The sequence below is a fragment of the [Borrelia] finlandensis genome, from assembly GCF_030438365.2.
Classification (GTDB): domain Bacteria; phylum Spirochaetota; class Spirochaetia; order Borreliales; family Borreliaceae; genus Borreliella; species Borreliella finlandensis.
The window spans coordinates 795,364-815,295 of sequence record NZ_CP124070.1 but is presented as its reverse complement, the minus strand read 5'-3'; the positions used below and the strand labels follow the sequence as shown (position 1 = coordinate 815,295).

Here is a 19,932-nt window from a genome sequence, read left to right as displayed (position 1 = left end):
GAGCATATTTTATGATGAGAGCATTATGGACAGCAGCAAGTGGAATGACTGCACAACAATACAATGTAGATACAATTGCTAATAACCTTTCAAATGTAAATACTACAGGATTTAAAAAAATAAGAGCAGAATTTGAGGATCTAATTTATCAAACCCATAACAGAGCAGGAACCCCTGCAACTGAAAATACTTTAAGACCACTTGGAAATCAGGTTGGCCACGGAACAAAAATTGCTGCCACCCAGAGAATATTTGAACAAGGAAAAATGCAATCCACAAATTTACTCACTGACGTTGCCATTGAAGGAGATGGATTTTACAAAATTCTTCTACCTGATGGAACTTATGCATATACTAGAGATGGGTCATTTAAAATCGATTCTAATCGAGAGCTTGTAACAAGCCAAGGATACAAAGTATTGCCTAATATATTCTTCCCAGAAGAATATATCCAAAACTCAATTACAATATCTGAAGAGGGAATAGTATCAGTAAAAATTGATAACAACAACGAACCAATAGAGCTTGGGCAAATTGAAATATCAAGATTTGTCAATCCTGCAGGACTAAGTGCCATTGGAAGCAATTTATTTAAAGAAACAGCTGGATCAGGTCAAGAAATAGCAGGAATACCAGGAAGTGAAGGCATGGGAAGACTAAGACAAGGCATACTTGAAATGTCAAATGTATCTATTGCTGAAGAAATGGTAACAATGATAGTAGCTCAAAGAGCTTATGAAATAAACTCAAAAGCTATTCAAACTTCTGACAATATGTTAGGAATTGCAAATAACTTAAAAAGGCAATAAAATAAAAAAAAGATTATTTATTTTATTTTTCACAACAAGCTCAATTATAAGCGCTTCTCATGATTTATGTTTCAACATTGCTCCCAGTAAAACATATTTCTTTTCAAAGAAGTATTCAAAAATATGTAACAATCAAAGCTTATCAAAAATATATATCCCCCCACATTTAACAAAAAAATCAATAATTTTTGAAATGATTTATTACATTACAAAAAATTTATCAAATGAAAATATCTATATACTTCAATTTAACTTTGATGAATCTGAAATAAACATAGAAGATAAATTTTTCAAAAAAGTAAAATTTAAGGTAAAAAGCAACAACTCATACAAAAATATTCCAATTGAAAAAACTCTTGTTTATTATGCAAAAAACTTTGAAAGCTACAAAAGACATAATTACATTAATATGTACATTGATGTAATCGAGCCAATTGTATTTGCAAAAGAAAATCTAAAAAAAAATGAAATCCTTAATGAGCACAATACATACTTTAAATACAAAATTAACACAACAAGAATAAATGATGTTTTAAGTCTAAATGAATTAAACAATAGTAAATACAAAGTTATACACAACACAATCAAAAATGAAGAGATAAGATTAAATAAAGTGCAAAAAGAATAATGCCTAATTTTATCTTCCTTTTCTAAAAATTATTATTTTAATCTGCCTTAATACAGATAATATTTAACAAATCAAGGATTAATTAGTAATTTGACAAAAAAAGTTTCATTAATTGCAATAATTGATATAAAATAATAGATATTAAAGAAATACAATAAATAGGGTAAAGAATGAACAAACTAATGTTGATGTTAATTACATTTGCAACGAGTCTACTAGCCCAAACAAACAAAGATTCAACAGGACTAAAAACAGATCAATCATTTAACAATAGCCTGTCTGAAAGCGTAAAATTAAAAGAAATTGCGGATATTTATCCCACAAATACAATTTTTTTAACAGGTATTGGAATAGTAGCGGGACTTGCTGGAAAAGGAGACTCTATAAAACAAAAAGGCCTTATAATTAAAATTTTGAAAGAAAACAATATAATAAATGAAATAGGCTCTAATAACATAGAAAGTAAAAATATTGCACTAGTAAATGTCAGCCTCCAAGCAAAAGGTAATACAATCAAAGGTTCAAAACATAAAGCTTGCGTTGCATCAATGCTGGGCTCAAAAGATTTAAAAAATGGAATACTTTTAAAAACAAATCTTAAAAATAAAGAGGGAAAAATAATAGCAATTGCATCAGGAATTATACAGCCCAATAATAAATTAAAAGAATCTGGAGATACTCTAGATAGTGTAATAATAAATGAGAATCAAAATATTAACCACAGTTATAATATAATTCTTAAAAAAGGAAATTATACATTAATAAATAGAATTCATAAAATATTGACCTCTAAAAAAATCAACAACAAAATTAAATCAGACAGCACAATAGAAATAGAAGAAAAAAACATAAGCCTATTAGAAGAGATTGAAAATATTAAAATAGAAACCAACCCTAAGATATTAATAGACAAAAAAAATGGCATTATTTTAGCAAGTGAAAATGCAAAAATAGGAGCTTTTACATTTTCCATTGAAAAAGACAATCAAAACATTTTAAGTAAAAATAATAAAACAACAATTCAAATAAACTCAATGAAATTAAATGAATTTATATTAAAAAATTCCAACAATCTTAGCAATAAAGAATTAATTCAAATAATTCAAGCTGCGCAAAAAATTAATAAATTAAATGGGGAACTTATCTTGGAGGAAATTGATGGAAACCAAAATTAATTCACAAAATCTAAAATTTAAAAATCAAATAAATAAAATAAATAATTTTAAAAATTCTGTAGAAATAAAAAAATCCTTTCAAAAAAACGAAGAGCTTCGAAAAGCTTCTTTAGAATTTGAGGCTATTTTTATCAAGCAAATGCTTGAAAGCATGAAAAAAACTCTTAACAAAGATCAAAATTTGTTAAACGGAGGCCAAGTAGAAGAAATTTTTGAAGACATGCTTTGCGAACAAAGAGCAAAACAAATGGCACAAGCTCAAAGCTTTGGCCTTGCCGATTTAATTTACAATCAATTACAAAAAAAGTAAATAATTCGAAAAACACTCCCACCTAAAAACTCAAAATTATATCCAATTTAATTAAAAAATGGTTTTAAATTAAATTGGCACAATTTTTGCATGAAAGTTAAGTAGTAAAAACTTAATCACAATATTCAAAAAAGGGGAGAAAATATAATAACTATGAACATATTTAGTAATGAGGATTTAAACATATATTTAAAATCAGTAAGAGAGCACAAGCTAATTACTCACGAAGAAGAAATTAAACTTGCAGGACAAATACAAAGAGGCAATGCAAAAGCAAAAAACAAGATGATAAATGCAAATTTGCGACTTGTTTTAAAAATAATAAAAAGATATGCGGGCAAAGGGCTAAAAATTGAAGACTTAATTCAAGAAGGCAACTTGGGATTAATAAGGGCTGCTGAAAAATATGACCCAAATAAAAATACTAAATTTTCAACTTATGCATCATTTTGGATTAAGCAATCACTACAAAGAGCATTAAACACTAAAACCAGATTAGTAAAAGTCCCATACAGAAAAGAAAATCTAATACTACAAATAAATAAATATTTAACAGAAGAAGAAAAATCGCCCAAAAAAGAAGAAATAATGAAAAGATTCAACCTATCCCCCGCTCAGTATATAAAAATTATTCCCTATCTTGAAAAAGAATATTCCCTGGACAAAGAAATAGAGGGATCTGAAAATTCAACGCTCTTGAATCTATACGAGGATAATTCTTTTAACCCTGAAATTACCCTTGAACAAGATTCAACTCTAAAACATTTGAATTATATACTTGAAACAAAATTAAATGAAAAGGAAAGATACATAATTAAAAAAAGATATAACCTGGACAATAGTCCCAAAAAAAGCACCTTAAAAGATATTTCAACAGAACTTGGAATATCATCAGAAACTGTAAGACAGATTGAAAAAAGAGTTCTTAAAAAATTAAAAGAAGAAATAAATTAACATTGACATTCATGACATGTTCTGGTCTACTTGTAAGTCAGTGGTCATGAATGTTTGTATTTTATATTAAAAAAAACAAGTTTATTATTGTAATTTTTATTATAATTTCTATTGTTATTGCAATAACTCAGGCATTTGCAAGTTTTTTATATTTTAATGACAATTCAAAAATTGCAAATGCCCCACTTAAAAATAGGTTTAAAAAAACACAAAAAGAAAGCTTAATAACAAAAAACAACAATGAGGACAAAAAAGCCAAAAGCAAACCTAAGTTTTACTTAATCATTGACGACGTGGGTTATGATGAATTTATGTTAGAACAATTTATAAAACTTAATCTTAAAATAAATTATGCTATTATTCCATTTTTACCAAAATCAATGAGTTTATACAAAAAACTAAAAAATGCTAACAAAACAGTAATAATACATTTCCCAATGCAATCAAAACATAGAAATTCAATAGAAAAATTTCATATAAACATAAAAGATAAAAAAGAAGAAATACACAAAAAAATCGAAAAAGCATTTAAAAAGTATCCTGATGCAAAAATAATGAATAACCATATGGGAAGTTTAATCACTTCAAATAAAGATTTTATGAAAATCATTTTAGAAAAGCTTAAAGAGATTGACAGATATTTTTTCGACAGCGTAACTATTGCAGGAAGCGTACCAGAAATAATAGGCAAAGAAATTGGAGTTAAAGTAGAAAAAAGAGACGTATTTCTTGATAGCAAAGACACAGAAGAGTCCGTAATCAAGGAGCTTGAAAAAGCAAAAAATATTGCTAGAAAAAATGGAATGGTAAAAGTAATAGGACACATTTGGTCTAAAAATACGCTAAAAGTCCTTAAAAAAGAAGGACCTGATTTAAACCAGGAATTCGAATTCGACAACTTATTAAATCTTTACGAGGAAACAATCAGATGAAAGTGCTTGGAATAGAAACCTCTTGTGACGACTGTTGTGTAGCTGTAGTAGAAAATGGAATTCATATTTTAAGCAATATAAAATTAAATCAAACCGAACACAAAAAATATTACGGCATAGTGCCTGAGATTGCCTCAAGACTTCATACGGAAGCTATTATGTCTGTTTGCATAAAAGCGCTCAAAAAGGCAAATACTAAAATATCTGAAATTGACTTAATAGCTGTAACATCTAGACCTGGACTTATTGGGTCTTTAATAGTTGGATTAAACTTTGCCAAAGGTCTAGCAATTTCATTAAAAAAGCCTATTATTTGCATTGATCACATCTTGGGTCATCTTTACGCCCCTTTAATGCACTCAAAAATAGAATATCCATTTATATCATTATTATTAAGTGGTGGACATACATTGATTGCTAAACAAAAAAATTTCGATGATGTTGAAATACTTGGAAGAACTCTAGATGATGCTTGTGGAGAAGCTTTTGATAAAGTGGCAAAACATTATGATATGGGATTTCCGGGAGGTCCAAACATCGAACAAATATCTAAAAATGGAGATGAAAATACATTTCAATTTCCAGTTACCACCTTTAAAAAAAAAGAAAACTGGTATGATTTTTCATACTCTGGACTAAAAACAGCTTGCATACACCAACTCGAAAAATTCAAAAGCAAAGATAATCCAACAACAAAAAATAATATAGCTGCAAGCTTCCAAAAAGCTGCCTTTGAAAATCTAATCACCCCACTAAAAAGGGCAATAAAAGATACTCAAATCAACAAATTGGTAATAGCAGGCGGTGTTGCAAGCAATTTATATTTAAGAGAAAAAATAGATAAGCTTAAAATACAAACTTACTACCCTCCTCTTGACCTTTGCACAGACAATGGAGCAATGATTGCGGGACTTGGATTTAATATGTATTTAAAATATGGAGAAAGTCCAATTGAAATTGATGCAAATTCAAGAATAGAAAATTATAAAAACCAGTATAGGGGGAAAAATAATGAAAAGAATTTTAGCAATGCATGATATTTCAAGCATGGGAAGAACATCTCTTACAATATGCATACCAGTAATATCTTCGTTTAATATGCAAGTTTGTCCTTTTGTGACAGCTGTCCTTTCTGCTTCCACAGCTTATAAAAAATTTGAAATAGTGGATCTAACCGATCATTTAGAAAAATTTATCAATATATGGAAAGAACAAAATGAGCACTTTGACATACTCTATACCGGATTTCTGGGAAGCGAAAAACAACAAATAACAATAGAGAAAATAATTAAATTAATAAAATTTGAAAAAATTGTAATTGACCCTGTGTTTGCTGACAATGGAGAAATTTACCCTATATTTGATAATAAAATAATTAGCGGATTTAGAAAAATAATAAAGTGCGCAAACATAATAACACCCAATATCACAGAGCTTGAAATGCTAAGCAAAAGCCCACAACTTAACAACAAAGATGATATCATAAAAGCAATATTAAATCTTGATACAAAAGCGACAGTAGTTGTTACAAGCGTTAAAAGAGGAAATCTCTTGGGAAACATTTGCTACAATCCTAAAAACAAAGAATACTCGGAGTTTTTTTTAGAAGGATTAAAACAAAATTTCAGTGGAACAGGAGATTTATTTACTAGCTTACTTATAGGATATTTGGAAAAATTTGAAACAGAGCAAGCCTTAGAAAAAACAACAAAGGCTATTCACCTAATAATAAAAGAGTCAATTAAAGAAAATGTTTCAAAAAAAGAGGGGGTTCGGATTGAAAATTTCTTAAAAAATAGATTTTGAATTTAAATTCTATTAAATTCAATTTTTAAGATTGAATCAATTTATTGGTACAAAGGAAATACTGATATTGCAATATATTATTAAAATAAAATGTGAAAAAATTTATTACAAAGTAAATGCTTTATTGTTTTCATGAGTAAATAAAAATATGTCAAATAAAAAAATAATATTTTTTACAGGGGGAGGAACTGGAGGCCACGTATTTCCAGGAATTTCCATCATACAAAAATTAAAAGAATTTGATAATGAAATTGAATTTTTTTGGATAGGTAAAAAAAATTCTATAGAAGAAAAACTAATAAAAGAAAAAGATAATATTAAATTTATTTCGATTCCATGCGGAAAACTTAGACGCTATTTTTCTTTTGAAAATTTTATTGACTTTTTCAAAGTAATACTTGGAATAATAAAAAGCTTTTACGTTTTAAAAAAACATAAACCTCAGATTGTCTATGCAACCGGAGGATTTGTTTCAACTCCTGCAATTATTGCATCCAGTTTGCTAAAAATAAAAAGTATAACCCATGAAATGGATCTAGATCCTGGACTTGCAACAAAAATTAACTCTAAATTCGCAAATAAAATACACATAAGCTTTAAAGAAAGTGAAAAATACTTCAAAAATTACAAAAATATTATTTACACAGGATCTCCTATAAGAAGAGAATTTTTAAATCCAGATCCCAAAATAATCAAACAGTTGACGCAAAACACTAGCAAACCAATTATTAGCATACTTGGGGGATCTCTTGGCGCTAATGCTTTAAACAACCTTGCACTCTGCATTAAAAAGGATGCTGAAATCTACTTCATCCATCAATCGGGGAAAAATTTAAATGACCTGAGCGAAAAGAATTACCTTAGAAGGCAATTTTTTAACGCAGAAGAAATGGCAAGTATAGTTAAATTTTCTAATATAATAATAAGCAGAGCTGGGGCTGGAGCAATAAAGGAATTTGCAAATGCTGGTGCATGTGCAATTTTGATTCCATTCAAAAAAGGCTCTAGAGGAGATCAAATTAAAAATGCAAAATTACTAACAAATCAAAATGCCTGCATTTATATAGATGAAGATGAAATTTTAAATATAAATATTTTAAAAATTATAAAAAAAACTTTAGAAGATAGAGAAAAAATCAACTCTCTCAAAGAAAATATCAAAAAATTCAATAATAAACATTCTTCAACTTTAATAGCCAAATTGCTAATAAAAGATATTAAGGAGACAAAATCTAAATGATAATAAACGATCCTGTAAAAATAACTGGAATAGTAGACATATTAATAATAATAATTTTTACATCTTTGGGATTTAGAGGATTTTTAAGAGGATTTATTAAAGAAATTAGCGGATTTGCTGAAGTTTTTGTTTTAATCCTACTGCTTTACAAAAAAACTGAAGAGTTTAGAAGGCTTGTTGAACCTATTATTGAGCTATCCTACATTCAAGCACTACTTGTATTTTTTTTGCTTATACATATAGGATTTTTAATACTACAATCCCTAATAGAATCAATAATAAGTCAACTTAAATTACTATTCTTCAATAGAATACTAGGCTTAGTACTTGGCCTACTTGAAGCTTTTGGAATAATTGCAATCGTGGTTTACATAATACACTCACAACAAATATTTAAACCTGAATATTTCCTAAAAGAAAGCAAACTACTTGATTATTTAAATCCTGGAATAAACTATCTCTTTAAAATTTCAAAAACAAAATAAGGGACTAATAATGACAATGCTTCCAAAAATTGCAAAAGAGATAATAAACGAATATGATCAAAAAATACTGCCAAATGCAATCCTTTTACTAGGAGAAAAATTTTCATCAAAAAAGATTAGCGCAATTGAGATTGCAAAAAAAATATTAAACGGAAAAAACTTAACAAACCCTAATTTGCTCATTTTCTCAAATCTTGACACAGTAGAAGCAAAAGCACATCTTTCTACAAATTCGCAAAAGATAGTAAACAAATACCTAGAATATATTAAAACTGTAATTTTTACCAAATGTTATTTCAGTAATGAAAAAAATTTAAAAAAAATAGAAAAAAATATCAACTACATTAATTCTGTTTATTATGAAAAAGAATACAATGAAAACATAAAAAATGAGCTTATAAAAAATATAGAAAATATAAACAAAGAATTAAATCATAGAATTACTGTTTATGATGTAAAAAAAATTCAAACTTGGATTTTTTCTGAAAAAGAAAAACCAAAGGTAATCTACATAAACGAAATCGAAAATTTATCATTTAATGTCCACAACTCACTTTTAAAAATATTAGAAGAGCCTCCTTCAAATATTTACTTTATATTGGCAGCAAGAAATAAAAACAAAATACCAAACACAATACTTTCAAGACTTAGAGTCTACAATTTTGCAAAACTAGAAAGAAGCTTAGAAATTCAAAGATTTAAAGAAAGCTTTCTAATAAATAAAGATATAACAATTGAAGAATATTTTGCCTCATTTTACAAAGAAGAAAGCAAAAAAATAAAAAAAGAATTGACAAAAATTCTAAATATAATAAAAGAAAAAAAATCCATATTTAATCTTGAAGAAGGCGACTTTATAAAAGATGATCAAAGCTTTAAAATATTTTTAAACGAACTTACAATTAACATTAGAAAAGATTTTTTAGAAAACAAAATAGATATTAATCAATATCTAAAGTACACAGAGCATTTGAAAAATATTTACAAATATCGCCCCTATAATCAAAATAAAAAATTAATAATAGAAAACTTGATGCTAAATTATGAGGAGATATGAATAATTTTTTCAAAAAAGCTTTAACAAAGCTAAACAAATTATCTAACGAACAAAAAACTAAATTTATTGAACAAATTTACAAAAAAATAGAAATATATGACGGAATATTTGCATCAATTAATGAAGGAATCATTGTACTTGACAAACAAAACAATATAATCTATTCAAACAAGATTTTATACCAAATTTTAGCTTTAACATCTAAATCAAAAATAGAAATTCTTGATGACATTCAAATTCCAATCTTAATAAATTTAATAAAAGAACTAGTTAGAACAGAGGATAAAATAATAGGATTAGAAGTTCCAATTTCAAACAGCATATATATTAAAATCTCATTTATGCCCTATGTAAAAGAAAAAAAACTTGAAGGCAACATTATTTTAATCGAAGACATTAAAGAGAAAAAAAAGAAAGAGGAACTATTTAGAAGAGTTGAAGCTTTGGCCTCTTTTACAAGGCATGCAAGAAATATTGCCCATGAAATCAAAAACCCACTTGGAGCAATCGATATAAATTTACAACTACTAAAAAAGGAAATTGAAAAACAAAAAATGAAAAATGGTAAAGCTGAAAATTATTTTAAAGTAATAAAAGAAGAAATAAACAGAGTAGATAAAATAGTAACAGAATTTTTACTAACTGTCAGACCAATAAAAATTAACTTACAAGAAAAAGACATTAAACAAGTAATAGGCAGCGTATGTGAATTGTTAAATCCTGGATTAGAAAATAAAAACATAAAACTATTGCTTAATTTAAACAAAATAAGCAATATTCTCATTGATGAAAAACTATTAAAACAAGTTATTATAAACATCGTTAAAAACGCAGAAGAAGCACTACTTGAAACAAAAAAAGAAATAAAAAAAATAGAAATTTTTCTCTTCGAAAAAGACAATAAAATACATATCAACATAAAAGATAACGGAAACGGAATAAAAGATGAGGTAAAAGAGGAAATATTTAAACCTCAATTTAGCACAAAAGAAAAAGGAAGTGGAATAGGACTTACTATTTCTTATAAAATAATAAAAGAACTTGGGGGTGAAATTTTTGTGGAAAGCAAAGAAGGCGAAGGCACTATTTTTACAATTACACTGCCTAAACTAAATAAAAAAAATATTTTAATTGAAGGGTATTGAAAATGAGCAAAATACTTGTAGCTGATGATGAAAAGAATATTAGAGAAGGAATTGCTACTTATCTTGAGGATGAAGGATATTTTGTTTTCACTGCTAGCGACGGAGAAGAAGCTCTTGAAACAATTGAAAATGAAAATCTTGACGTAATAATATCTGACCTGAGAATGCCCCAGATATCTGGAGAAAAATTGCTCAAAATAGTTAAAGAAAAAAACTTGGGAATACCTTTTATTATTCTAACAGCCCACGGAACAGTTGATTCTGCTGTAGATGCCATGAGAGAGGGTGCTTATGATTTTTTAACAAAGCCCTTAGACCTTGAAAGACTTTTGCTAATAATAAAAAGATCACTAAACAAAAAAGAAAATAACGATGATGAAAATGCTAATTTAGAAAATATACTAATAAGAAAAGATCTAAAATACTATGAAAAAATCATGGGAAAATCACTATTAATGCAAAAAATTTTTGAACTTGTAATAAAAATAGCAAAATCAAATGCATCTGTTCTTATAACGGGAGAAAGCGGTGTTGGTAAAGAAATAATAGCAGATGCTATTTTTGATCTTTCAAATAGAAATGACAAACCATTTATAAAAGTAAATTGCGCTGCACTTTCTGAAAGCATCCTTGAAAGTGAACTTTTTGGCCATGAAAAAGGAGCATTCACTGGAGCAATTTCCAAAAAAAAAGGCAGATTTGAACTTGCAAACAAAGGCACAATTTTTCTTGATGAGATAGCAGAAATTTCACCTGAAATTCAAGTCAAACTTTTAAGAGTACTGCAAAACAAAACTTTTGAACGCGTTGGGGGAGAAGCTACAATTAAAGTTGATATCAGGCTTCTAGCTGCAACAAACAAAAACATTGAAGAGGAAATTAAAAAGGAAAAATTTAGAGAAGATTTATTTTATAGATTAAATATCATTAATATAAACATACCACCTTTAAGAGAAAGAAAAGATGATATATCCTATTTAACAAACATACTAATAAAAGACGTCGCAAAGGAAAACAATAGAGAAGAAAAAACTCTTTCTAATGATGCAATGAAAGCTCTCTATTATTACGATTGGCCAGGAAATATTAGAGAATTAAAAAATGTACTTGAAAGCGCATTAATATTATCAAAAGGCAAACAAATCACTAAAGAAGATTTACCAGCAAAAATCAAAAATAATGAAAATCTTATATTTAAAATAACACTACCAATAGGAATTAGCCTAAAAGAAGCTGAAAAAGAAATAATAAAACAAACACTTTTTCATTCCAAGAACAACAAAAGCAAATGCGCAGAAATACTAAAAATAGGAAGAAAAACTTTACACAATAAAATAATCGAATATAATATTGATCAATAGGATTTATTTTAAATTATTAAATTATAATGAGTACAAAAAAATAATACTGTTTTAAATTACATGTATATTTTTGAAACCAAAAAATTTTTTAATGCCAATAATTATATTAAAATGAAACACTTTCTTTTAAAATTATGGCGCAAAAGTGTAAAAATATTTTTATCAAACAAATAATTATACACCATTATTTATTAATAATCAATACAATTTGATAATTCAATATATTTAGCTGGCTGCAGAGCCTGACTTACTTTAAAAACTTTAAAGGGTTAATAGGAATATTTTTTTTTAATATTTCAAAGTGCAAATGGGGACCAGTTGCGCGACCCGTTTGCCCAACCCTTCCAAGAAATTCTCCCGATTTAACAAAATCGCCTATCTTTACAGAATATAAATTTAAATGCCCATAAAGAGATTTAATATTGTTTTTGTGCCCAACCACAACAAAATTCCCATAAAGATCATTATATCCAGCTTCAATAACTATTCCAGAAGAAGAAGAATACACTTCAGTATTCATTGGAGCTGCAAGATCTATTCCCGTATGGAAACTTTTATTGCCAGTGAAAGGGTCATTTCTAAATCCAAAATCAGAACTAACAATAAATTTTTTTAAAGGAAAAATAAAATTGGCATTTAAGAAAAAAAGCAACTCTGTGCCTGAAAAAAGTCCAAAATCTGGATTCTTAACAAAATCAAAAAAATAAAATTCATAAACTCTGTCGTTCTTTTTAATTTTTACCTTTTCAGCTTTAGCAAGATCCCTTGTTGCTAAAAGCAAATTATTAAACCTATAATCTTTACTATCAAAAACAAAAACTCCTTTTTTACTAGGAATAAGAATCTCTTGCCCAACACTCACAGCAGGAGAATCTAATAAATTAATAGTAGCAATGCCAGACTGCCATCCATTTATTTTATTGGCAATTTTAAAAAAAGTATCCCCTTTTTTAACTTTATATGAGTAAAAAAACAGAGGAATATGTTGTTTTTTATTATATTTTAAAACTTTAATTTTAAGATCAGAAAAAACAGGATCTTGCCTTGAGAAATTTTTTATTTCTGGATAAGAAAAAACATAAATTATTTTTAAAAAAAAGAAAACTGCATTAAATAATAAAAAAATTTTACTCATACTATAAATTCTTTAACGATTAATTAATCAAATATAATAAAAAACATAAAAAAAATAAATCCTATTTGGACTTGCAAATAATAACAAACTGTAATAAACTGTCTCTCAACATGGAACTAAACGAATACCAAGAAAAAGCAAAAAAAACTGCTAAATACAAAAGTAAAAAAGAAGAATTAATTTTAACAACACTTGGCCTTGCTGGTGAAACTGGAGAAGTTGTTGAAAAAATAAAAAAATTGGGAAGAGATAAAAATTACATTATTGATGATGAGTATTTAATATCAATTAAAAAAGAGCTTGGGGACGTATTATGGTACTTGTCAAGTTTAAGTAATAATTTAGGCATTACGCTTGAAGATGTTGCCCTTACAAACCTAAAAAAAATACAAAAACGACATGAAAATGGAACAATAAATGGCGAAGGCGATGACAGATAAGGCATTTAAATTAAAAATACTCAAAGCTTAAAAATAAAAATGCTTAATATTTATATCAAGGGAATTTTACTTGGAATTGCAAACATAATCCCAGGGGTTTCTGGGGGAACACTGGCTTTAATATTAAAAATTTATTACAAAATAATAAACTCCATCTCAGAAATCTTAAAGCTCACAGAAATTAAAAAAAATTTAATGTTTTTAACTATTTTGACAACAGGAATGTTAACCTCAATATTATTAACTGCAAAAATATTTAAAACTTATGCTTTTGACAATGGAATAATAGAAGCACTGCTAATAGTATTTTTCATAGGATTAGCATTTGGAAATATACTAACACTAAAAACAGAAATATCTATAAAAGAAATAAATAGTAATACAAAAATATTAAATAATTTATTGTTTTTTATTGGCATGAGCATTATCGTGCTATTATTAATACTCAAAGAATCTAATATACAATTGCAAAGTACAATACCTAAAGACAAAAACTCAATAAAATATTACTTATTATTGATATCCTCTGGAACAATAAGCGGAGCATCAATGATCTTACCGGGAATCTCAGGATCTGCAATGCTTTTGCTACTTGGCTTTTATAAAGAAATAATACTTATTGTGTCTGAATTTAACATTATTCTTATTACAATATTTGCAGCAGCTGCAACAATGGGAATAATTACATCAATATTAATAATAAAGAAAATAATAGATAAGCACTTAAATAATTTTATTTATTTATCAAAAGGCTTAATTTTTGGATCAATTCTACAAATGATATTAATTGTATTAAAATTGAACTTTAAAATCGGCTTTACATCTTTTACATCTCTGGGAACATCATTCATACTGGGAATCTTTATAAACAAAAAATTGGCTGAGAAACATAAATAAAAAATTTAAAAATACCGAAGACCGGACTTGAACCGGTACGGAGCTTCCTCCTCAGGATTTTAAGTCCTGTGTGTCTACCAATTCCACCACTTCGGCATAGAATAATATAATAAATAATAATATATTGCAATGTCAAGTTAAACAAGAAAATAAATATAAAAACTCAATTGATAACTATTTTTTGAGGAAAATTTTCAACAACATAATTGCTATGCAAATAATCTGCAATTACAAACATAAATGAATATAAAGAAACCCTAGCAAAAAAATTAGAAAAAACTCTAAAATCAATTTTATTTGCTAACATTGAAATGTCGTTTGAATCATTTATTAAGCTAAAAAATCCATTTTTAATTAATAAATCAAAAATAACAAATTCAGATTCATCTAAAATGAACATCAATTTATCCATTTGGGCTTTTAAATATAAAATTTGTTCACTAATTTGCAAATTGGCAATACTTTTAATAAAATCCTTGCTTAAATTATAAATAACAATACCATAGTGATTATTCTCAAATTTAAAATCCACAAGCAATCCTAATTTTAAATCGCAAGAATCTTGCATTAAACTTAAAACTTTAATATTTATTTTGCGCTTAGAAAGAATGCTAACAGAAAGACCCCTACCTTGATCAATAAAATAAGCATTCTTAAAAGCTCTAAATAAAACTCTATTATTAATTAAATCAAGAACATTTTTATTCTCAAGATTCTTAATAATTATTAAATCAAAACTTTGATTTAGAATATTATAAGCAGAATCAAGTAACCCTTGAGAAGAGTCATCATTTAAATTAAAATTTGCAACCTTAAGCTCCAAAACACTAAAATCTGTATCTACAACACTACAGGAAAAAAATAAAACACTAAGCGGAAATAAACTCTTCAAGTTGATACTTTGTCTCAACAACTTTAAATACAAGCCCATACTTTTTTGCAGCGCTGCTATCCAACCAAAAATCTCTATCAGTATCCTTTTCTATTTTAGAAATTTTTTGACCCGTTTCTTTTGAAATAATATTATTAAGCTCTTTTTTAACTTTATTTAACTCATTAGTGTAAATCTCAATATCTGTAGCAACTCCCTTAAATCCACTCAAGGGCTGGTGCAATAAATACCTGGCAAAGGGCAGTGAAAATCTATTTTCTAATTTTGCAGCCAAAAAAATTAAAGCAGCAGCGCTAGCAACAAGCCCTACTCCAACTGTAAAAACTTTAGGCTTAACAAAACGAATCATATTAAAAATAGCAAATCCAGCATCAATGTCGCCTCCTTCTGAATCAATATACACAAATATAGGCTTTTTAAAATCTAGAGTCTCTAGCAATAATATTTTTTCCTGAAAAAGCCTGGAAACATCCTTAGTAATCTCACCAGCAATAACTATTGATCTGCTCTTTAAAACTAACTTCAATGATTTATCATGCAAAACACAAGCATCATTATCTTCTTTCCCGGTCATAAAACATCCCTTATACAAAAACATAATGATATATTATAATTGAAAATAAAAGGTTTTTAAATGATAAAAAAGCACAAAAATTAAACAATTGCACTTAATTTCTGAAAAGCAAAAGACTAATAAATCTTTAATTAAGCTTCATCAAAGTCAAAAAATACTCTAAATTTTACAAATTAAGTAAAATTTAAAAAGGAGCTTATAATGCACCATGAATTTGCAGTTATCGGAGGGGGAATAGCGGGAAGCACCGTTGCTTACGAACTGCTTAAAAGAAATAAAAAAGTAATTCTTTTTGATGATGAAGATACAAAAGCAACAATAGTGGCGGGCGGGCTTATTAATCCTATTATGGGTAGAAAAATGAACATTGCCTGGAAAGAACCACATATTTTTGAATTTGCAAAAAACTACTATCAAGAAATTGAAAAAACCATTAAATCCAACTTTTTTATAGAAAAAAATATCTTTAGACCCTTTACTACTGAAAATCAAAAAAATGAACTGATTGATAAACTTGAAAATAATAAAAACATAACAAACTTTATTTTAAAAATACAAGATGGAAAAACTTACAATTTCTCAAACGACTCTAACGGCGGAATGATAATAAAAGGCGCCAGGGTTAATACAAAAACATATATAAAAAATATTAAAAAATACTTAATCGAAAAAAATTCTTACATAAGCAAAAATATAAACGAAAATAAAATTAAACTTGGAGAAAGTTTTTTCAAAATAGAAGATTTGAAATTTGAAAAATTAATATTTGCAAAAGGGTATAAAGAAAAACTCAAAGGATTTTTTTCTTATCTCCCATTTGAGCCTGCAAAAGGCGAAATCATTATATTAGAATGCAAAAAATTAAATTTTAAAGAGATTTACAATAGACACGTATCTTTAATTCACTTAAAAGGCAATAAATTTTACCTTGGAGGCACTTACGAATGGAACACTTGGAATACACTTACAAATGAATGGGCAAAATTAGAGCTATTGAAAAAATTTAAAAAAATAACAAATCTAAAATGTAAGGTCATTGCTCAAAAAGCACATATAAGGCCTTCAACCCTTGACAGAGAACCTTTCTTGGGGGAACACCCTAAGCATAAAAATATCTTTATATTAAATGGTTTTGGAACAAGGGGCATATCTATGGCTCCATACTTATCCAATTTATTAGTTAATAATATTGAAAAAATTGACAAAATTCCAAATCATTACAATATTAAAAGATATGCAAAATATTACAATATTTTGGATCATTCTTAAAATCAAAATTTTTAAATCCATACATACTGACAAACGACTACTATTAATATTTCTAAATTCATAAAAAAATAATATAATGTTTAAGTTAAGCTAAAATAATTCTTATCCAAAGAGAAACTAAGAGTGAAACAAGATTTAACAAAGCAAATAAAATTAATTGACACTTTCAAAATAAACCAGGAGAATGATCTTTGGGATTTAATATTAATATCATAGGAACTGGAGGAACAAGGCCACTCCACAATAGATATTTGTCATCCGTACTAATCGAATACAATGGAGATAACTTTTTATTCGATTGTGGTGAAGGAACCCAAATGTCTTTAAGGAAACAAAAAATATCCTGGCAAAAAATAAAAATGATTTGCATTACGCACTTACATGCTGACCACATCACAGGACTACTTGGAATAGTAATGCTAATGTCACAAAGTGGAGAAACAAGAAAAGAGCCATTAATAATCGCTGGACCTGTTGGAATAAAAACCTATACACAAGCTAATATAAATATGCTTAAAATATATAAAAACTATGAAATAATTTATAAAGAAATAATCATAGATAAAACCGAAAAAATAATATATGAAGATAAAACAAAAAAAATTGAATACACCAAACTAAAACATTCAATAGAATGTGTTGGATATTTATTTATAGAAAAAGATAAACCCGGCAAATTCAACACAGAAAAAGCAGAAGAGCTAAATATTCCTAAAGGGCCTATTAGAAAAGCCCTACAAGATGGAAAAGAAATATTGGTAAACGGGAAAATTATAAAGCCATCAGAAATACTTGGAAAATCTAAAAAAGGACTAAAAGTTGCATACATTACAGATACTGGTTATTTTAAAGAACTTATACAGCAAATCAAAAATTTTAACCTTGTAATAATTGAAAGCACATTTAAAAATGAGCTAAAAAAAGAAGCCGATAAAAAACTTCACTTAACAGCTGGCGAGGCTGCAAATATTGTCAAGCAAGCAAAAGTTTTACAAACGGGACTTATCCATTTTAGTGAAAGATATACATTAAGAAAAGATCTTGAAAACTTACTAAAGGAGGCAAAATTGGAATATCCAGACGGAGAAATTTTTTTAACAAGAGATGGAATGAGGCTTGAAGCAAACAAAAATAACTTTATTATTAAATAGGAGGGTATATGATAAATGTAGAAAAAGTTACTAAAATGTATGGGCCATTTACAGCACTATTTAATGTTAGCTTTAAGGTTGAAGAAGGTGAAATACTTGGTATACTTGGCCCAAACGGAGCCGGAAAGTCCACATTAATCAAAATCTTAACATCATTTCATTATCCAAGCAAAGGTAATGTAAAAATTTTTGGAAAAGACATTGTAGAGCATTCGAAAGAAATACTACAGCAAATAGGATATGTTCCTGAAAAACTAGCTCTTTATCCAGAGCTTTCTGTTAAAGAATACTTAAAGTTTATATCAGAAATAAAAGGTGTTAAAAAATTAAAAAAAGAAATTGACAGAGTAATAAGCATATTTAAATTAAAAGAAGTTGAAGATAAGCTGATTTCTCAACTTTCAAAAGGATTTAGACAAAGAGTAGGAATAGCTGGTGCTTTAATAAACAATCCTAAGCTCGTAATACTTGATGAGCCAACAAATGGTCTTGATCCAAATCAAATAATTGAATTTAAAGAATTTTTAAGAGAGCTTGCAAAAGAAAGTACAATATTATTCTCTTCACACATACTAAGCGAAGTAGAATCTATTTGTAAAAGAATAATTATTGTCAACAACGGAGTAATTGTTGCTGATGACACAAAAGAAAATATTATTAAAAATAAACTTAAAGAGATTGAAATAGAATTAATAGTTTTAAAAAAATCTGAAAATGAGAAAAAAATTTTCAACAGCAAAAATGATATTTTTTCATTAATAAAGCTTGAAGAACACGAAAAAGACTTAAATATTTCATTAAAACTATCTCAAGGCAAAACAGAAGAAGACCTCTTTAGCTACATAGTAAAAAATAATATAATCTTAAAAGCAATGATTCCAAAACATGAAAGCCTTGAAAAGATATTTAGCAAATTAACCAAGGAGAGAGAAAAATGAAAATAGATTTAAAGCAATCTTTATCGCTTTCTAAAAAAGAACTAAAAATATTATTTGGAACTCCAACTGCATACGTTGTGATGCTATTTTTTTTAATATTCATAAACTTTTCATTTATTTTTTTATCAGGATTTTTTATTAAAGACAATGCATCTCTTACCTCTTATTTCTCTTCAATGCCTATTATTTTAATGTTGGTACTGCCAGCACTTAGCATGGGAGTATTCTCAGAAGAACACAAAACAGGAAGCATTGAACTTCTTTATGCTCTACCGCTAAGCCCTCAAGAGATAGTCTTGGGCAAATTTATTACGCTTAAAATATTTACCTTAATACTATTCTCACTTACCCTACCTCTTACAATAATGACAATTTTCATGGGCGAATTTGATCTTGGGATAATATTGCTTCAATATCTAGGGATAATTCTTTATTCTCTTTCTGTGCTAAGCATGGGAACATTTATATCCTCCATTACAAAAAGCCAAATAGTCTCTTACATTCTTACCGTATTTACATTGATATTAATACTATTTTCTGGGAAATTGGTTATGATCTTTGGAAAAGAAAATATAATAGGAGAAATGCTTAATTTTGTTTCAATAACTAATCACTTTAGCTATTTTAATATGGGCATATTAAACCTATCAGACTTTATTTATTTTATTACATTCACAATCACATTTCTAATACTAAGCACACACAGCATAACACTAAAAAAATGGAGATAAATT

The 19,932-nt window shown here is 27.4% G+C and carries 22 protein-coding genes and 1 tRNA gene; 19 read left to right on the top strand and 4 right to left on the bottom strand.

Features of this window, described 5'->3' with window-relative positions; genetic code table 11:
- Nucleotides 1-11 precede the first annotated feature (11 nt).
- The 13 genes from flgG to QIA19_RS04400 all read left to right on the top strand — a co-directional run bounded on the left by flgG (nucleotide 12) and on the right by QIA19_RS04400 (nucleotide 11,902).
- Nucleotides 12-809 carry a flagellar basal-body rod protein FlgG gene (gene flgG / locus QIA19_RS04460; RefSeq protein WP_301366093.1) on the top strand — a complete coding sequence of 266 codons (798 nt, stop codon included), beginning with the start codon at nucleotides 12-14 and terminating at the stop codon, nucleotides 807-809.
- Between the two features lie 193 nt (nucleotides 810-1,002).
- A complete protein-coding gene (locus QIA19_RS04455) occupies nucleotides 1,003-1,437 on the top strand; it encodes a hypothetical protein (protein WP_301366091.1) in 435 nt (144 codons plus the stop codon).
- Between the two features lie 170 nt (nucleotides 1,438-1,607).
- Nucleotides 1,608-2,612 (top strand): flagellar basal body P-ring protein FlgI, encoded by a 1,005-nt coding sequence (locus tag QIA19_RS04450; RefSeq protein WP_301366089.1) that lies wholly within the window; start codon nucleotides 1,608-1,610, stop codon nucleotides 2,610-2,612.
- Nucleotides 2,596-2,922, top strand: coding sequence for a rod-binding protein (locus QIA19_RS04445; RefSeq protein WP_301366088.1), 327 nt, complete (start codon nucleotides 2,596-2,598; stop codon nucleotides 2,920-2,922). Before QIA19_RS04450 ends, QIA19_RS04445 begins: the two co-directional genes overlap by 17 nt.
- Before the next feature lie 153 nt (nucleotides 2,923-3,075).
- The gene (gene rpoS, locus QIA19_RS04440; protein WP_002557358.1) at nucleotides 3,076-3,876 is read left to right on the top strand and encodes an RNA polymerase sigma factor RpoS; all 801 of its coding nucleotides are present in this window, start codon (nucleotides 3,076-3,078) and stop codon (nucleotides 3,874-3,876) included.
- 50 nt (nucleotides 3,877-3,926) lie between these two features.
- Nucleotides 3,927-4,808, top strand: a complete 882-nt coding sequence (locus tag QIA19_RS04435) for a divergent polysaccharide deacetylase family protein (RefSeq protein ID WP_301366087.1) — start codon at nucleotides 3,927-3,929, stop codon at nucleotides 4,806-4,808.
- Entirely contained in the window at nucleotides 4,805-5,845 is a 1,041-nt protein-coding gene (tsaD, locus tag QIA19_RS04430) for a tRNA (adenosine(37)-N6)-threonylcarbamoyltransferase complex transferase subunit TsaD (protein WP_002557356.1), read from the top strand. The genes QIA19_RS04435 and tsaD overlap by 4 nt, the downstream gene beginning before the upstream one ends.
- Complete coding sequence (locus QIA19_RS04425; RefSeq protein ID WP_301366086.1) at nucleotides 5,820-6,614, top strand: PfkB family carbohydrate kinase; 795 nt, start codon at nucleotides 5,820-5,822, stop codon at nucleotides 6,612-6,614. Before tsaD ends, QIA19_RS04425 begins: the two co-directional genes overlap by 26 nt.
- A gap of 148 nt (nucleotides 6,615-6,762) precedes the next feature.
- The gene (murG, locus tag QIA19_RS04420; protein WP_301366084.1) at nucleotides 6,763-7,854 is read left to right on the top strand and encodes an undecaprenyldiphospho-muramoylpentapeptide beta-N-acetylglucosaminyltransferase; all 1,092 of its coding nucleotides are present in this window, start codon (nucleotides 6,763-6,765) and stop codon (nucleotides 7,852-7,854) included.
- Complete coding sequence (locus QIA19_RS04415; RefSeq protein ID WP_008882172.1) at nucleotides 7,851-8,339, top strand: CvpA family protein; 489 nt, start codon at nucleotides 7,851-7,853, stop codon at nucleotides 8,337-8,339. Before murG ends, QIA19_RS04415 begins: the two co-directional genes overlap by 4 nt.
- Before the next feature lie 10 nt (nucleotides 8,340-8,349).
- The gene (locus QIA19_RS04410; protein WP_301366082.1) at nucleotides 8,350-9,396 is read left to right on the top strand and encodes a hypothetical protein; all 1,047 of its coding nucleotides are present in this window, start codon (nucleotides 8,350-8,352) and stop codon (nucleotides 9,394-9,396) included.
- Entirely contained in the window at nucleotides 9,393-10,541 is a 1,149-nt protein-coding gene (locus QIA19_RS04405) for a two-component system sensor histidine kinase NtrB (protein ID WP_301366080.1), read from the top strand. The genes QIA19_RS04410 and QIA19_RS04405 overlap by 4 nt, the downstream gene beginning before the upstream one ends.
- Nucleotides 10,542-10,543: 2 nt before the next feature.
- A complete protein-coding gene (locus QIA19_RS04400) occupies nucleotides 10,544-11,902 on the top strand; it encodes a sigma-54-dependent transcriptional regulator (protein ID WP_008882166.1) in 1,359 nt (452 codons plus the stop codon).
- A gap of 247 nt (nucleotides 11,903-12,149) precedes the next feature.
- Here the strand turns inward: QIA19_RS04400 and QIA19_RS04395 are convergent, their stop codons facing one another.
- Nucleotides 12,150-13,037 (bottom strand): LysM peptidoglycan-binding domain-containing M23 family metallopeptidase, encoded by an 888-nt coding sequence (locus QIA19_RS04395; RefSeq protein WP_301366077.1) that lies wholly within the window; start codon nucleotides 13,035-13,037, stop codon nucleotides 12,150-12,152.
- 110 nt (nucleotides 13,038-13,147) lie between these two features.
- On the opposite strand from QIA19_RS04395, the gene QIA19_RS04390 reads away from it, so the two are divergent.
- Both QIA19_RS04390 and QIA19_RS04385 read left to right on the top strand, forming a co-directional pair.
- Nucleotides 13,148-13,477: a nucleoside triphosphate pyrophosphohydrolase family protein gene (locus QIA19_RS04390; RefSeq protein ID WP_008882255.1), complete on the top strand. Its 330-nt coding sequence runs from the start codon at nucleotides 13,148-13,150 to the stop codon at nucleotides 13,475-13,477.
- Between the two features lie 39 nt (nucleotides 13,478-13,516).
- Complete coding sequence (locus QIA19_RS04385) at nucleotides 13,517-14,374, top strand: undecaprenyl phosphate translocase family protein (RefSeq protein ID WP_008882219.1); 858 nt, start codon at nucleotides 13,517-13,519, stop codon at nucleotides 14,372-14,374.
- Between the two features lie 12 nt (nucleotides 14,375-14,386).
- Here QIA19_RS04385 and QIA19_RS04380 read toward each other — a convergent pair.
- From QIA19_RS04380 to QIA19_RS04370, 3 genes are all read right to left on the bottom strand, one after another.
- Nucleotides 14,387-14,470: transfer RNA gene (locus tag QIA19_RS04380), tRNA-Leu, on the bottom strand.
- A gap of 67 nt (nucleotides 14,471-14,537) precedes the next feature.
- Nucleotides 14,538-15,197 (bottom strand): hypothetical protein, encoded by a 660-nt coding sequence (locus tag QIA19_RS04375; RefSeq protein ID WP_008882203.1) that lies wholly within the window; start codon nucleotides 15,195-15,197, stop codon nucleotides 14,538-14,540.
- A 46-nt stretch (nucleotides 15,198-15,243) separates the two neighbouring features.
- Nucleotides 15,244-15,840 (bottom strand): ATP-dependent Clp protease proteolytic subunit, encoded by a 597-nt coding sequence (locus QIA19_RS04370; RefSeq protein WP_301366074.1) that lies wholly within the window; start codon nucleotides 15,838-15,840, stop codon nucleotides 15,244-15,246.
- 201 nt (nucleotides 15,841-16,041) lie between these two features.
- On the opposite strand from QIA19_RS04370, the gene QIA19_RS04365 reads away from it, so the two are divergent.
- From QIA19_RS04365 to QIA19_RS04350, 4 genes are all read left to right on the top strand, one after another.
- On the top strand, nucleotides 16,042-17,109 hold the full coding sequence (locus tag QIA19_RS04365; protein ID WP_008882208.1) for an NAD(P)/FAD-dependent oxidoreductase: 1,068 nt from the start codon (nucleotides 16,042-16,044) through the stop codon (nucleotides 17,107-17,109).
- 191 nt (nucleotides 17,110-17,300) lie between these two features.
- Nucleotides 17,301-18,260, top strand: coding sequence for a ribonuclease Z (locus QIA19_RS04360; RefSeq protein WP_008882261.1), 960 nt, complete (start codon nucleotides 17,301-17,303; stop codon nucleotides 18,258-18,260).
- 8 nt (nucleotides 18,261-18,268) lie between these two features.
- Nucleotides 18,269-19,198: an ABC transporter ATP-binding protein gene (locus QIA19_RS04355; RefSeq protein WP_301366072.1), complete on the top strand. Its 930-nt coding sequence runs from the start codon at nucleotides 18,269-18,271 to the stop codon at nucleotides 19,196-19,198.
- Nucleotides 19,195-19,929, top strand: coding sequence for an ABC transporter permease (locus tag QIA19_RS04350; RefSeq protein WP_008882192.1), 735 nt, complete (start codon nucleotides 19,195-19,197; stop codon nucleotides 19,927-19,929). The genes QIA19_RS04355 and QIA19_RS04350 overlap by 4 nt, the downstream gene beginning before the upstream one ends.
- Nucleotides 19,930-19,932: the final 3 nt, after the last annotated feature.

Excerpts from the sequence above, each read along its gene's own strand:
- flgG (WP_301366093.1), top strand. The coding sequence starts at position 12 with ATGATGAGAGCATTATGGACAGCAGCAAGTGGAATGACTGCACAACAA.
- QIA19_RS04455 (WP_301366091.1), top strand. The coding sequence starts at position 1,003 with ATGATTTATTACATTACAAAAAATTTATCAAATGAAAATATCTATATA.
- QIA19_RS04450 (WP_301366089.1), top strand. The coding sequence starts at position 1,608 with ATGAACAAACTAATGTTGATGTTAATTACATTTGCAACGAGTCTACTA.
- QIA19_RS04445 (WP_301366088.1), top strand. The coding sequence starts at position 2,596 with ATGGAAACCAAAATTAATTCACAAAATCTAAAATTTAAAAATCAAATA.
- rpoS (WP_002557358.1), top strand. The coding sequence starts at position 3,076 with ATGAACATATTTAGTAATGAGGATTTAAACATATATTTAAAATCAGTA.
- QIA19_RS04435 (WP_301366087.1), top strand. The coding sequence starts at position 3,927 with ATGTTTGTATTTTATATTAAAAAAAACAAGTTTATTATTGTAATTTTT.
- tsaD (WP_002557356.1), top strand. The coding sequence starts at position 4,805 with ATGAAAGTGCTTGGAATAGAAACCTCTTGTGACGACTGTTGTGTAGCT.
- QIA19_RS04425 (WP_301366086.1), top strand. The coding sequence starts at position 5,820 with ATGAAAAGAATTTTAGCAATGCATGATATTTCAAGCATGGGAAGAACA.
- murG (WP_301366084.1), top strand. The coding sequence starts at position 6,763 with ATGTCAAATAAAAAAATAATATTTTTTACAGGGGGAGGAACTGGAGGC.
- QIA19_RS04415 (WP_008882172.1), top strand. The coding sequence starts at position 7,851 with ATGATAATAAACGATCCTGTAAAAATAACTGGAATAGTAGACATATTA.
- QIA19_RS04410 (WP_301366082.1), top strand. The coding sequence starts at position 8,350 with ATGACAATGCTTCCAAAAATTGCAAAAGAGATAATAAACGAATATGAT.
- QIA19_RS04405 (WP_301366080.1), top strand. The coding sequence starts at position 9,393 with ATGAATAATTTTTTCAAAAAAGCTTTAACAAAGCTAAACAAATTATCT.
- QIA19_RS04400 (WP_008882166.1), top strand. The coding sequence starts at position 10,544 with ATGAGCAAAATACTTGTAGCTGATGATGAAAAGAATATTAGAGAAGGA.
- QIA19_RS04395 (WP_301366077.1), bottom strand. The coding sequence starts at position 13,037 with ATGAGTAAAATTTTTTTATTATTTAATGCAGTTTTCTTTTTTTTAAAA.
- QIA19_RS04390 (WP_008882255.1), top strand. The coding sequence starts at position 13,148 with ATGGAACTAAACGAATACCAAGAAAAAGCAAAAAAAACTGCTAAATAC.
- QIA19_RS04385 (WP_008882219.1), top strand. The coding sequence starts at position 13,517 with ATGCTTAATATTTATATCAAGGGAATTTTACTTGGAATTGCAAACATA.
- QIA19_RS04370 (WP_301366074.1), bottom strand. The coding sequence starts at position 15,840 with ATGACCGGGAAAGAAGATAATGATGCTTGTGTTTTGCATGATAAATCA.
- QIA19_RS04365 (WP_008882208.1), top strand. The coding sequence starts at position 16,042 with ATGCACCATGAATTTGCAGTTATCGGAGGGGGAATAGCGGGAAGCACC.
- QIA19_RS04355 (WP_301366072.1), top strand. The coding sequence starts at position 18,269 with ATGATAAATGTAGAAAAAGTTACTAAAATGTATGGGCCATTTACAGCA.
- QIA19_RS04350 (WP_008882192.1), top strand. The coding sequence starts at position 19,195 with ATGAAAATAGATTTAAAGCAATCTTTATCGCTTTCTAAAAAAGAACTA.